At 71.0% G+C, this 13,032-nt stretch carries 12 protein-coding genes; 2 read left to right on the top strand and 10 right to left on the bottom strand.

What is annotated here, in order from left to right; translation table 11 throughout:
* The first annotated feature begins 72 nt into the window (after positions 1 to 72).
* Positions 73 to 900: a pectate lyase gene (locus OG746_RS31880; RefSeq protein WP_266721003.1), complete on the top strand. Its 828-nt coding sequence runs from the start codon at positions 73 to 75 to the stop codon at positions 898 to 900.
* A gap of 59 nt (positions 901 to 959) precedes the next feature.
* Here the strand turns inward: OG746_RS31880 and OG746_RS31875 are convergent, their stop codons facing one another.
* The gene (locus OG746_RS31875) at positions 960 to 1,754 is read right to left on the bottom strand and encodes an HAD family acid phosphatase (RefSeq protein WP_266721001.1); all 795 of its coding nucleotides are present in this window, start codon (positions 1,752 to 1,754) and stop codon (positions 960 to 962) included.
* A 250-nt stretch (positions 1,755 to 2,004) separates the two neighbouring features.
* Between OG746_RS31875 and OG746_RS31870 the strand changes: the two genes are divergently transcribed.
* The gene (locus OG746_RS31870; protein WP_266720999.1) at positions 2,005 to 2,235 is read left to right on the top strand and encodes a hypothetical protein; all 231 of its coding nucleotides are present in this window, start codon (positions 2,005 to 2,007) and stop codon (positions 2,233 to 2,235) included.
* A 34-nt stretch (positions 2,236 to 2,269) separates the two neighbouring features.
* Here the strand turns inward: OG746_RS31870 and OG746_RS31865 are convergent, their stop codons facing one another.
* From OG746_RS31865 to OG746_RS31825, 9 genes are all read right to left on the bottom strand, one after another.
* A complete protein-coding gene (locus tag OG746_RS31865; RefSeq protein ID WP_266720997.1) occupies positions 2,270 to 3,439 on the bottom strand; it encodes a dienelactone hydrolase family protein in 1,170 nt (389 codons plus the stop codon).
* The gene (locus OG746_RS31860) at positions 3,432 to 4,463 is read right to left on the bottom strand and encodes a pectinesterase family protein (protein ID WP_266725562.1); all 1,032 of its coding nucleotides are present in this window, start codon (positions 4,461 to 4,463) and stop codon (positions 3,432 to 3,434) included. Before OG746_RS31860 ends, OG746_RS31865 begins: the two co-directional genes overlap by 8 nt.
* Positions 4,463 to 5,578, bottom strand: a complete 1,116-nt coding sequence (locus OG746_RS31855; RefSeq protein ID WP_266720995.1) for a pectinesterase family protein — start codon at positions 5,576 to 5,578, stop codon at positions 4,463 to 4,465. The genes OG746_RS31860 and OG746_RS31855 overlap by 1 nt, the downstream gene beginning before the upstream one ends.
* 89 nt (positions 5,579 to 5,667) lie before the next feature.
* The gene (locus OG746_RS31850; RefSeq protein WP_266720993.1) at positions 5,668 to 6,975 is read right to left on the bottom strand and encodes a pectate lyase family protein; all 1,308 of its coding nucleotides are present in this window, start codon (positions 6,973 to 6,975) and stop codon (positions 5,668 to 5,670) included.
* Between the two features lie 31 nt (positions 6,976 to 7,006).
* Positions 7,007 to 7,876 carry a rhamnogalacturonan acetylesterase gene (locus tag OG746_RS31845; RefSeq protein ID WP_266720991.1) on the bottom strand — a complete coding sequence of 290 codons (870 nt, stop codon included), beginning with the start codon at positions 7,874 to 7,876 and terminating at the stop codon, positions 7,007 to 7,009.
* Between the two features lie 122 nt (positions 7,877 to 7,998).
* Entirely contained in the window at positions 7,999 to 9,369 is a 1,371-nt protein-coding gene (locus OG746_RS31840) for an ABC transporter substrate-binding protein (protein ID WP_266720989.1), read from the bottom strand.
* Positions 9,366 to 10,937, bottom strand: a complete 1,572-nt coding sequence (locus OG746_RS31835; protein WP_266720987.1) for a glycoside hydrolase family 43 protein — start codon at positions 10,935 to 10,937, stop codon at positions 9,366 to 9,368. Before OG746_RS31835 ends, OG746_RS31840 begins: the two co-directional genes overlap by 4 nt.
* Complete coding sequence (locus tag OG746_RS31830; RefSeq protein ID WP_266720985.1) at positions 10,934 to 11,800, bottom strand: DUF6807 domain-containing protein; 867 nt, start codon at positions 11,798 to 11,800, stop codon at positions 10,934 to 10,936. The genes OG746_RS31835 and OG746_RS31830 overlap by 4 nt, the downstream gene beginning before the upstream one ends.
* Positions 11,797 to 13,032, bottom strand: a complete 1,236-nt coding sequence (locus OG746_RS31825) for a Gfo/Idh/MocA family protein (protein ID WP_266720983.1) — start codon at positions 13,030 to 13,032, stop codon at positions 11,797 to 11,799. The genes OG746_RS31830 and OG746_RS31825 overlap by 4 nt, the downstream gene beginning before the upstream one ends.

The following is a 13,032-nucleotide window of genomic DNA, read 5'->3' as shown; positions in this document are numbered from 1 at the left end:
CCCCGCGCCTCAAACGCCGGCGGGGCTGACATTGCGCGGCAACCCTTTTTCGGTCGGTGACCACTGAAGGGCATGACCAACACATCAGGACACACTCATCGCCGCCGCACCACCCGTCGCAGAGCCCTGCTCGGAGGGCTCGGTGCGCTCACGCTCACCGGGGGCGCTCTCATGGCGAGCGGCATGCTCGGTACGGCGGGGGCCGCCTCTGCCTGGCCGACGGCCACCGGCACCAAGGCCGTCAGCAGCTCGATCTCCGTCTCGGGCACGTACGACGGCGGGCTCAAGCGCCACTACGGCTCCGGGGACCTCGGCGGCGACGGGCAGGAAGAGGGCCAGGACCCGATCTTCAACCTGAAGGACGGCGCCACCCTCAAGAACGTGATCATCGGCTCCCCGGCCGCCGACGGCGTGCACTGTGCGGGCAGTTGCACGCTCCAGAACGTGTGGTGGGAGGACGTCGGCGAGGACGCGGCCACCTTCAAGGGCTCGTCGTCCGGCTCCGTCTACACGGTGTACGGCGGCGGCGCGAAGAAGGCCGACGACAAGGTGTTCCAGTTCAACGGCGCGGGCAAGCTCGTCGTCACCAAGTTCCAGGTCTCCGACTTCGGCAAGCTGGTCCGCTCCTGCGGCAACTGCTCGACGCAGTACAAGAACCGCAACATCACCATCAACGACGTCGACGTGACGGCGCCGGGCAAGTCGCTCGTCGGCATCAACTCGAACTACGGCGACACGGCGGCCCTGCGCAACGTGCGCATCCACGGCGACAGCAGCAAGAAGATCAAGCCGTGCGTCCGGTACGAGGGCAACAACACCGGCGCCGAGCCCAAGGAGCTGGGCAGCGGCCCCGACGGCACGTACTGCCGGTACACGGCCTCCGACCTGACGTACGACTGACCGAGCGTCCGTGGGACGTGGCCGCCCGGCGGCGGCCACGTCCCACGGCCCCACCGACGTCAGTCCACGTAGTACGTCGGGTTCGGGAGCTTGTACGTCCTGTCCGCGTAGCCGCCCTCCAGGTCCGAGTACTGGTCGCCGAAGTTGCCGACGATGTCGTAGCCACGGGACTCGATGTGCTTCCGCGTCCCCGCCTTGTACTGCACCGTCGTGCAGTTCCAGGCGGCGGCCGTGGCGCAGTCGGCCAGGTACGCGGGCGGGTCGGCCTTGTCCTTGAGGAAGACGTGGTCCGCGTCGAGGTTGACGTCGATGCCGACCTTCTTCAGGTTCTCCACGGCGGCGGAGCGCTGCGTCTCACCGAGCCCCGAGTTGTAGAAGACCTCGACGCCCTTGGACTCGGCGTAGCGGATGAGCGCGGGCGTGCCGAAGACGGCGGGGCGGTTCGCCTTGCCCACGTATTCCTTCCAACTGGCGTCGTTGTAGACGTAGTTGGTCTTCTTCTCGTAGTCGAGGCTGAGCAGCAGCGTGTCGTCGATGTCGAAGACGATCGCGGGCCTGTCGCCCTTGCCGTGGTGCTTCTTCGCCGCCGCGGCGATCTGCCGCTTCGCGCCCTTCTCGATGCGGGCGAGGTCCTGGGCGTACGGGCTGTCGGGCGAGGCCTGCCAGACGCCGTCGGCGTCCTGCTGCGCGCCGTAGTAGGAGTCGATCTCCTTGGTGAGGAGGCCGATGTTGTGCGGCTCCGCGGTGGACTTGTCGTTCGCTCCGCCCGCGTCGGCGGAGCCGGCGGTGACGACGCCGGCGAGTACGAGGGAAGCGACCGTCGCTGTGGCGGCGGCGAGATGGCGCTTACGCATCGGTGACGTGATCCAATTCTGGCCGTGACGGCTGTGGCAACCGTCGGGGTCGGGGGGACTCCGTGCAGGTGAATGCATGTCTACGCGCATCACATGAGTCCCGCGACCGGCTTTACCCGATCGATACCCGACGCCGATATGGCCGCACCATTGCTCCTGCATGGCGCCTTGTTGACCGTGCCTTGAAGGGGGCCCTTCTAGGGTCGGAGGAAGCGCTTCGACCCACAGAATGCGGGCTCCCACCGTGACCGTGACCCCGACGAGTCTCCTCCCCCTCGCCGCCGGCGACCGCGCCACCTCACCGGTGCTCCTCGGCCTCTTCGCCGTGGGCGGCCTCATCGCCATGGCGGCCGGTCTGAGCTGGGCGTTCGACGTCCGCGGCCTGGCCCCGGTGGGCTACCTCCGCGTCCTGGGCGCCGCGTTGACCCTCGCGGGTCTGGTGCTGCTGTTCGTCACCTACGCGTTGTGGCATCTGGGCTGAACCTGCGCGTTGTGGCACCTCGGCCGACGGGCGGCTACAGCACGTCGTCGAGCCAGCCGAAGACCGCCTCCTGCATCGGCTCCACGAAGACATGCCCGAGCCCCGGCCACGTCTCCGTCCGCAACCGGTCGTCCGCGTTCCGGGAGCGCCACACCGCGCGCATCCCGTCGTACGCCGCCTCGACGCCCTCGGCGGTGAACAGCGTGTCGTCCGCGCCGTCGAGGAAGTACATCGGCCGGGGCGCGGCGATGCTCGCGACGTCGGGGATGTCGAGGTGCCGGGCGAGCCCCGGGTGGAGCATGTAGTACGAGGACTGACCGCGCAGGGTGTTGTTGCCGGGCACCATCATTTCCTTCAGGCCGGTCATCCAGCACACGCTCACGGCGGCCGCGACGGCGTCGCTGAGCGCGGCCGTCTGCCAGGCGCGGTAGCCGCCCATGGAGAATCCGACGGCGGCCACGCGGTGCCTGTCGACGCGGTCGAGCCCGGAGAGGAAGGCGGCGGCGCGGGCGTCCTCGCGGGCCACGAGCCCGGCCAGTGACGAGCCGAGGTTGTAGAAGTTACTGGCCAGGGCCTGCTGTTCCTCGTACGTGACGGGTCCGCGGTCGCCCCAGCCGTACGCGTCGAGGCAGAGCACGACGTAGCCGCGGCGCGCGAGTTCGTCGCCGACGAAGCGGCCGGTGAAGTACTTCTCGGCCCAGGCCCGCGCGGAGGCGAGGCGGGTGTCGTCGTACCAGGGGCGGACGAACTTCTCCCTTCCGATGTCGAACTTGGCGCCGTGGTCGTGCAGGAGCAGCACGGCCGGGAAGGGACCCCGGCCGGCCGGGGTGAGCAGGGCGCCCCGCACCCGCTCGTAGCGGGTGAGGGAGACGTCGACCAACTGGCGGGTGAATCCGTCGCCTTGGGAGGCCTCGCCGAAGCGCGGCGCGTACGGAACGTCGTCCTGCCGGTCGACGAGGAGCAGTTCCTCGACCTTGGCGCGTGCGGCCCGCCGCCATGCTCCGAAGTCCCGGACCGGTGAATTCCCCCACGCCAATGGGTAGTCGAGCTCGCGCTTGAGGAGTGGGTGGAAGTCCGGCAGGTTGCCGCCGACGAGTTCGGCGGCCTGCGCCTCGCCGGCTCCGCCCGCCCCTGCGGTGGTGGCGAGCGTCGCCGCCGCGGCCCCGGTCACGAACCGGCGGCGCCCCATCGGAACCTCACGCATACGGCCTCCAGTCACCGAGGTAGGTCTTCCGGGTGTGCGAGGCGGCCTGCCCCGCGGTGAGCTGCGGGCGGTTCTCCGGAACCGAGATCGCGGCGCCCGGACCGGAGTTGGCGTACTCGGCGAACCGCATGCTCTGCCAGGGATACGCGTCCCGCATGTTGGTGTACGGCGCGGCCGGGTCGATGCCGGGGCCGAGCCACGAGTCCCGTACGACGAGGGAGGGCCGGGCCGTCGTCTCGTACGAGGGCACCCACGGCCTCGCCAGTTTGTACGCGGCGTCCTCGGCGCCGGAGGTGAAGCGGCAGCTCACGGCCAGGAATCCGTGCGGGTTGGCGCGGGCCGTGGCCGGGGCGAAGACCATGCCCTTCGGGGTGAAGTCGACGTCGCGCGCGAGGGTGCGGAAGTGGCAGCGCTCGAAGACGGCCGTGCCGCGCCCGAAGACGAAGTCGACGTCTCCTTCGACGTAGCAGTCGCGAAAGTACTGCCGGTCGAAGGCATCCAGCGTGGTGGTGTCGGCGAAGAGCGTGTCCTGGTGGCCGAGGAGGCGCACGTCCTCGAAGAGGGTCCGGTCGCCCGTCACATACGCGGCGACGGCCTGGGTGCCCGTGATCTCCGGGTGGTCGGCGCGCAGCCAGTCGTTGGCGAGGGTGAGGCCGCGGACGGTGAGGCCGGGCGCGGCGGAACTGAAGGTGGCGGAGCCGGCCGTGCCGTAGGTTCCGGAGCCGTCGGGCTTCTGCGTCCCGTTGGCGTTGTCGTACACGATGACGGTGTCGCGGGGGTCGGCGCCCTCGACACCTCGTATGGTCACGTCTCGTGCGGTAGCGGGGACTTGGACGACTCCGCGGTATGTTCCCGGGTGCACGACGATGGTGCGGCCCGGCCCGTCCACCGAGTCCACGGCCGCCTGCACCGAGTCGCCGCGCCTGACGTGCAGTGTGCGCGGATGAGGGCGGGGCCGGGCGGCGGCGACGGTGGACGCGGCGAGGGCGCTCGAGGCGGCGGCGAGCAGCGTACGGCGGCGGATCATCGGCGCTTGCCCTCCTCCGGCTCCCAGTCGCCCAGGTAGGCGGCGCGGGTCGCCGACTCGGCCTGTGCGCGCGTCAGTTGCGGCCGGTTCTCCGGAACGGATCGGGCGGCGCCGGGGCCTGTGTTCCGGTACTCCGCGAACCGCTGGTTCTGCCAGGGGAAGCCGTCCGACATGTTCGTGTAGGGCGCCGCCGCGTCGATGCCACGGCCGAGCCGGGATTCGCGGACGACGAGGGCGGGCCTGGCCGTCGTGTCGGAGCTGGGCACCCAGGGGCGGGCCAGCTTGTAGTACGCGTCCGGGGCCGTGGAGTCGATCCGGGCGCGGCTCACCAGGAAGCCGCGCGGGTTGGCGCCCGCCGTGGACGGCGCGAACACGAAGCCGTACGGCGCCGAGCCCAGGTCGGTGCGGTCGAGCGTCCGGAAGTGGCAGCGCTCGAAGACCGCCGTGCCGCGCCCGAAGACGAAGTCGACGTCGCCCTCGGCGTAGCAGTCGCGGAAGTACTGGCGAGCGAAGGCGGTGAGCGCGGACGAGTCGGCGTACAGGGTGTCCTGGTGGCCGAGAAACCGGCACGACAGGAACGCCGAGCGGTCCCCCATCACCTTGACCGCGACGGCCTGGGTCCCGGTGATCTCCGGGTGGTCCGCGCGCAGCCAGTCGTTGGCGAAGGTGAGGTGGTGCGCGGTGAAGCCGTCGGGGCGCAGGGTGACGGTGGCGCTTCCGGTGGTGCCGTATGTGCCGGAGCCGTCGGGCTTCGGGGTGCCGGCGGCGTTGTCGTACACGATGACCGTGTCGCGGGGGTCGCCGGAGGCGCCGATCCAGGTCGTGCCGGTGGCCGTGGCCGGGACGGTGACCGTTTCCCGGTAGGTGCCGGGGGCGATCACCAGGGTGTGGCCGGAGTCCGTTGCGGCGGATGCGGCGGCTTGGACGGTGGTGAAGTCGCCGGCGCCGCGGGGATGTACGTAGAGGGTGGTCGGGGTGAGGCGGGCCCTCGGCGAGCCGTAGCGGCCGAAGGGGTGTCGACGATTCGGTGTGGCGTGGGCCGGGGTGGTGGTGGCGGTCAGGGCGAGTGCCGTGCCGGCGAGGAAGGTGCGTCTGGCGAGGCGGGTGGGCATGGGGCGGCTCCTGGGAGGGGTTGGCCGGCGATTGAGGAGCACGTCTCGGGGCTCCGCCCCGGACCCCGCGCCTCAATCGCCGGCGGGGCTCAATTGGCCGGACCGGCGCCCCGCGCGACCACCCGCGGCACCGACTTCACCGGGTCGACGTCCTTGCGGAGCGTCGGCTTCCAGCCCGCGCCTTCGCGGAGGGGGGCGTCCGCGTGGGTCGCGTTGTAGGCGGACACGAGGTCGGCCGGTTTGCCGTTGACCTGGTTGCCGGTGATCGTCAGCGGATAGTCGTTCCAGCGGTGCAGGACGGCGCCCGCCCCGGTCCCCTTCGGCAGCGTGAACGCGTTCTTCTCCGCGTAGAGCTGCGATTCGAAGCCGATGCCGAACGAGTACGCGTAATCGGCGTTGCCCACATACGAGTTGTTGTAGACGTCGACCTGCCCGAAGCGGACGCGCGGGGCCCGCTCGACGAGGTTCTTGAAGAGGTTGTGGTGCAGCGTCACGCGCAGCTTGCCGCGGTCCGTGGCGGCCGCGCCGTCGCTGTTGCCGATCATCAGGGTCTTGTCGTGGTCGGCGAAGACGTTCCAGGAGGCGGTCACGTAGTCCGCGCCCTTGACGACGTCGAGCTCGCCGTCGTGCTGCTGGTAGATGCGGCCGTAGTAGCTGGGCAGCGTGGAGTCCGGGTGGTCGCCGTCGGTGAACTCGTTGTGGTCCAGCCAGACGTGCGTGGAGTTGTAGACGACGGCCGAGTCGTACTCGGAGTTCCAGTTGCCGGTGTCGCCGTCCGTCGGGTCCCACTGCGGGAAGCAGTCGAGCGGGGACTCCAGGGTGAGGCCGCGCACGATGACGTTGTCGACGCCGTTGATCTGGAGGCTGCCGCCGACGATGCCGGGGTTCCTGCCGACGCCGATGATCGTGGTGTTGGCGGGCACGTCCGCCTTGATGGCCTTGGCCTGGGCGGCGGCCGACGCGGCGCGCAGGTCCTCCTGCTCGCCGGTCACCTCCTTGTCGTAGCCCCAGGTGGCCGGGTCGTAATCGGCGAGGTACTGGTCGAGGTCGTAGCCGTCGGCGGCGAAGTCCGCGCAGGTCGCGCCGTCCGCGTCGAGAGTGCCCTTGACCTTGATGATCTTCGGCGCTGTGCCGCCCGCGGCGAAGGCGGCCTTCAGCCCGGCCCAGGTGGTGACGGTGTAGACGTGTGCGGCGTCGGCGGTGGCGCCGCCCGTGGTGCCGGTGGTGGCCGAGCCCCAGCCGTCGCCCTTCGCGAGGGTCTGCCGGGCGGGGTCGTGCCCGTGTCCGTGGGGCTCGGCGGCGCCTGCGGAGGCGACCGTGCCGGTCATGGCGAGGACGACGGCGGTGCAGCCGGCGACACCGGCGGCGACGAACGCGTATGTCTTGCTGGATCTCATCTACGGCTCCTGGCGCACTGGTTGAGGGAAGTCAGGCGGGGGTGGTCCCGGCGAGCCAGGACAGGCGCGACTGCCACGCCGGGTCCAGCTCGTCGATCTCGTCTCCGACGCGGCGCACGTCGCGGTGCGCGAGCACCTTGCGGTCGAGCAGCTCGGTGGCGGCGAGGCGGGCCACGGCAATCGCTCCGGGCGGATTGAAGTGCGTGTTGTCCTGCTCCGTGGCCGTCCAGTTGAAGTACGTCTGCGTCTCGTCGACGCCGAGCTTCTGCCACAGGGCGAGGGACAGCGCCTGGATGTCGAGCAGCGCGACGCCCTCCTGCTCGGCGAGGGCGCGCATCGCCGCCGGGTAGTCGCCGTGGGTGGGCAGGGAGTTGCCGCTCGCGTCGAACTTTCTGCGCTCGACGGCGGTGGCGAGCACCGGGCGGGCGCCCTTGGCCCGCGCCCCGTCGACGTACAGCTGCAGATACTCCTGGTACGTCGACCAGGGCTCGGTGTAGCGCGTGGGGTCGGCGCTCTTCTCGTCGTTGTGCGCGAACTGGATCAGGAGGAGGTCGCCGGGGCGGATGGCGGCGAGGATCGTGTCGAGGCGGCCCTCGTCGACGAAGCTCTTCGAACTGCGGCCGTTGACCGCGTGGTTGGCGACCCGGACGCGGTCGGAGAGGAAGAACGGGAGGGCCATGCCCCAGCCGGTCTCGGGCTTGGCGTCGAGGTACTTCTGGGCGGCGGTGGAGTCGCCCGCGATGAAGAGGGTCCGCCGGTCGTGCCGGGCGGTGGCCGCCGGCGCGGGAGACGCGAGGGCCGCCGCGAGGGGCAGGGCCGCGAGGGCGGCCAGGGTGGCTCTGCGGGTGGTTATTCGGGGGGTTCTTCGGGTGGTCGACACGTCGATGTGCCGTCCTTTCATGGGCGTGCTTCATGAAGGTGATGGGTGGTGAGGGGGGTGTGGTGGGGTCGGCGGCGGGAGCCGCGGGGCACGGGGCGTCCCGCAGCCGACCCTGTCAGAGGTGAACGGACGTGCAGCGGCGGCTAGTTGGCCTGCTGCTTCCACTCGGCCTGCGCCTTGTTGAGCTGGTCGGCGAGCGAGTCCAGGAAGGCCTTGGCCGTCATCTTGCCGAGCATGACCTTTTGGAAGTCGTCCTCGTTGTCGGCCTTGGAGATGGTGTTCCAGTCGGGCAGGTAGTACGGCAGCTGCACGATCTTGGTGGTGCCGGACTGCAGGGCCTCGGCGGCGAGCTTCGTCGGCTCGGACTCCTGCACCCAGTCGTCCTTGGCGGCCTCGGTGTTGGCCGGGATCTGCTTGGCCGACTCGTTCCACTTGCTGTTCTCCGCGTGCGAGGCGGCGAACTCCATGAACTTCCAGGCGGCCTTCTTGTTCTTGCTCGCCTTGAACAGGCCGAGCCCGTCCACCGGGTTGGAGACCTGGACGCGGGTGCCGTCCGGGCCCGTCGGGTTGGGGATGCCGCGGAACTTGGTGCCGAAGGCCTTCACGTGGTCGCCGTACGAGCCGAGGTTGTGGCTCAGCATGCCGATCTTGCCGCTGTCGTACTGCGCGACCATCTTTGTGAAGTCGTTGTTGACGTCGGCGGACGGCGTCGCCTTCTTGTAGAGGTCGGCGTACTTCTGCAGCGCGGCGACGTTCTTGGGGTCGTTGACCGTGGTCTTCGTGTTGTTCGCGTCCCAGAACGACGTGATGCCGCTCTGCCCGTACGACGCGTCGAGGGCCTGCGCGATGGAGCCCTCGCCGCCGCGGATGGTGTAACCGAACTCGTTCTTACCGGTGTTGGTGAGCTTGGACGCCGCCTCGAAGAACTTGTCCCAGGTCGTCGGCGCGCCGAGGCCCGCCTTCTTGAACAGGTCGGTGCGGTAGTAGAGGACACCGTTGTTGGCGGAGGTCGGCAGCTCGTAGAGCTTGTCCCCGGCGCCCGCGGACTTCACCGACTCCATGAAGGCGTCGTTGAGCTTCCCGTTGAGCGGGCTCGTCGCTATGCGCTCGTCGAGCGGTTCGAGTGCGCCCTGCGCGGCGACACCGGCGAGCATCGCGGTGCCCACGCCGCCGACGTCGGGCAGGCCGCCGCCCTGGATGGCGGTGTCGTACTTGGACTGCACGTTCTCGGCGGGGATGCCGACGTACTTGACCTTGATGTTCGGGTACTTCTTCTCGAAGTCCTTGATGACCTCCATCCAGACGTCGCGGCGCACGGCCGTGTTGTTGTCCCAGAAGGTGATCTCGCCCTTGCCCGAGCCCTCGTCCCCCTTGTCGCCGCCGGACCCGCTGCCGTCGTCGCCGCAGGCGGTGGCGGTCAGGGCGAGGACGGTGCCGATGGCGACGGCCGTGCCGGTGCGCAGTGCGGATCTGCGGATGCCGCTGCGGGTTCCTCTGCGTGCGCTGATGGTCATGATCGGCTCTCTTCTTCTGGATCCAACTGGAGGGTGGTGCTGCGAAAGTGCGTGAACCGGGCGGCGCCGGCGGCCTGACCGCCAAGTGGTGCCGCCGCGAACAGGCCGAGCAGGGCGCCGACCCAGCGCCAGGGCTGCGCGGCGAACACCTGGCCCGAGCGCCGGAAGCCGTCTCCGGTGTCGACGAAGAAGCGGCAGCGGGCCCCGTCGGCGATGTCGACGCGCAGCCGCGCCGTCGCGTCGGGCGCCGCGCGGGGATGGGCCGCGTCCCGTTCCGCGTCGGCGGTGGTCTCGGCGAACCGGTGCACCACGTGGGCCGCTCCGTCCGCCCCGCGTTCGAGGCCGATCCAGGAGTACGCGTCGCCGAGCACCACAAGTCCGGCTCGGGCACCGGGAGTTGTGGCGTCGAGCCGCAGGTCGACCTCCAGCCGGCTCGGCAGGAGCGGCAGCCGCTGGGTCAGCAGATGCGGTACACGGCGCAGGTCGCGCACCCCGTCGGCGGAGCGCACACAGGCAAGCCGCAGTCCGTCTCCGTCGTGCGAACTCGTCCAGTCCGACTCGGAGTTGGCCGTCCACTGCCACTGCGGCCCGAAGCGCCCGCCGGGAAACGTGTCGTCCGTCGCGGGCGCCTCCGCCGGACACAGCGGCAGCGCGGGCTTCTCGTGTACGTCGACGGGGGCGCCGTCGTCGCCGATCACCGGCCACCCGGAGGCGTCCCAGCGCATCGGCTGCAGGTGCACCACCCGCCCGTACGGGCCGCGCTGCTGGAAGTGCAGGAACCAGTCCTCACCGGCCGCCGTGCGCACCCATGGACCCTGGTGGGGGCCGTTGACGTCGGTGTCGCCCTGTTCGAGCACGACCCGCTCCTCGTAGGGGCCGAAGAACGAGCGGGAGCGGAAGGCGCCCTGCCAGCCGGTCTCCACGCTGCCCGCCGGGGCGAAGATCCAGTACCAGCCGTCGTGCCGGTAGACCTTGGGGCCCTCAAGGGTGAACCAGCCAGGGATGCGGTCCCCGTCGATCAACACCGTTCCCTCGTCGAGGAGTTCGCTGCCGTCGGGCGCCATGCGGTGTCCGGTGAGGCGGTTCTTGATGCCGGCGCGGGACTTCGCGTAGGCGTGCACGAGGTACGCCTCGCCGGTCTCCTCGTCCCACAGCGGGCAGGCGTCGATGAGGCCCTTGCCCGCCTTGAGCAGGTGGGGTGCCGTCCAAGGGCCCTCGATCGACGGCGAGTTGATCTGGTAGATGCCGTGGTCGGGGTCGCCCCAGACGATCCAGAAGCGGTCGTCGTGGTGGCGGATCGACGGCGCCCACACGCCGCAGTCGTGGCGCGGGGTGGTGAACGCCTCGGCGGGTTCGAGCCGGTCGAGGGCGTGCCCGACGAGCGTCCAGTTGACGAGGTCGCGGGAGTGCAGCAGCGGCAGCCCGGGGACGCGGCCGAAGCTGGACGCGGTCAGGTAGAAGTCGTCACCGACGCGGACCACGTCGGGGTCGGACCAGTCGGCGGCGAGCACGGGGTTGCGGTACGTGCCGTCGCCCAGGTCACCGGTTCTGCCCGGCGCGCGGTTCATGCGGCCACCGCCTTGCGGACGAGCGTCGTGGCCCGCTTCCGGTCGAGCGTGCCGTCGGCGACGACCGTGACCACGCGGCGTACGGCGGTGTCACCGGGGCCGATGGGCAGTCGGTCGGCGGAGGCGAGCGAGGAGCCGACGCCCGGGTACTCGTCGGTGCGGACGAACCAGGGGTCGCGGCGGGTCTCGGCGGTGGCGCCCGCGAAGACGAGGGTCCAGCCGTCGCCCGCCATGGCAAGCCAGTCGGCGGGGCGGCCGTGGACCGCGGACTCGCCCGCACCGTCCGCGGTGAACACGGCCGGGGCCGCGGCCTCCTTCGGCGCCCGCCAGAAGAAGCCTCCGTACGCGGCGCCGGGGCGGCCGTTGGTCGCCGGGCTGCCGATGCTCAGCGCGTCGTCCGACGGGTTGGTGAGCGAGAACGTGAAGTCCAATGCCCAGGCGTCGTCGGCCAGTTGGGAGACGGCCACGGTGCGGCGCTCGCGCAGGAGCGGCAGGCAGTCGTCCGTGATCCAGTCCAGGTCCTGCACGAACCCGTCCGGGTCGCACAGCTTGAACTCTCGGTGCCGCTGCTCGCCGTGGTTGTCGAGCTCGGTCGGCCCCCGGCCCTCGACGTAGGTGCGCCCGCCCCAGAAGTTGCGCCCCGCGACGTCCGGCACGGCGACGCCCACCCCGAGGTGGTGCAGGTGGTCGGCGGGCGCGGACTCGGTGACCGGGGTGCCGGCGAGCGTGGTCACCGGATGCAGGAAGGGGCGCGGCGAGAGGCGCCGTTCGACGTCGGGGCGGATCTCGTAGCGGGCGACGGGGCGGCCCGCGCAGCTCAGTGTCAGCGGGGCGGTGACAAGACCGTGCATGGTTCGGGTCATGACGAGGCCTCCGCTCCGGAGCGGGCCCAGGACGCGCCGAGCCCAGCGAAGCCGGTGAGTCCGTCGGCGCTCGCGGCGACGAGTCCGTCGGCGCCGTGCACCACCCGTCGTACGGTGTCGGGCCGGTCGGCGGGCACCGCGCTCCACGCGTCCGCGGGCAGCGCCAGCGGGGCGGGTGCGCGCCGGATCGCCTCGACGACGCGCATGAACGCGCCGGTCGACGCGGGTGGCACGAGCAGCGGCGTCTCCCTGTCGGTGGCGAGGTGCTCGACGAGGTTCGCCAGCAGGTCGGTGCGCCCGTGCACAGTCTCCTCCGGGCCGTGGCCCGCGCGCTGCACGAGGACGCGGTCCTGCTTGTACCAGAACGTGATTCGGCCCTGACTGCCGTGCACGATCACGTACGGCTCGTCGGGCAGCTCGGCGCACAGGGTCGCGGCGACGGTGACGCGCGATCCGGTGCGGGTGGTCAGCTCGACGTACGAGGTGTCGTCGGCCTCGATGTCGTTGGCGCGGTACAGCTCGGTGCGGATCGCGGTGAGGTCGTCGCCACCGGTCGCGCCGTCGAGGGCGAGGGAGGTGGCGACGGCGTGGGCGAGGGGGTTGGTGAGCACGCCGTCGACGACGTCGACCGTGCGGCCCGTACCGCTGCCGTCGTCCAGGCGGCGGCGCCCGGCCCAGGGGGCGCGCCGGTAGTAGGCCTCGTCGCGGGCCCAGGCTCCGGCGGCGCCGATGCCGAGGGGCTCACCGATGACGCCGTCGCGTACGAGATCTCGTACATGGGACACCGCGTGCGAGCCGAGCGACTGGAAGCCGACCTGGCAGGCGATCCCCGCCGCGGCAACCCCGGCCGCCATCCGCTCGTATTCCGTATATGACGGCGCGGGCGGCTTCTCCAGGAGCAGGTGCACACCCCGCTCGGCGGCCACCAGGGCCAGATCCGTGTGCGTGGGGATCGGGGTGCAGATGATCGCGATCCGGGCGCCGGTGCGGTCGAGCAGCTCCCCGAAGTCGGCGGACTGCACGACGCCCCCGGCATCGAATCCTTCGAGCTCCGCCGCGTCCAGCGGCCGCAGCTCGCACACTCCGGCCAGCTTCACCCGCCCCGCTTCCGCGAGGTTGCGCAGGTTGTTCAGGTGCCAGCGCCCGTGTCCGCGCGCGCCCGCGAGGACGACGGGAACGGGCTCGTGCTCCGTGCTGCTGTTGCGTGTCTGCATGATCGGCTTGATCTTCAT

Origin of the sequence: Streptomyces sp. NBC_01016, assembly GCF_026341035.1 — a bacterium.
GTDB lineage: Bacteria > Actinomycetota > Actinomycetes > Streptomycetales > Streptomycetaceae > Streptomyces.
Note: the sequence above shows the minus strand (reverse complement) of the source record. Positions and strands in the feature narration are given on the sequence as shown.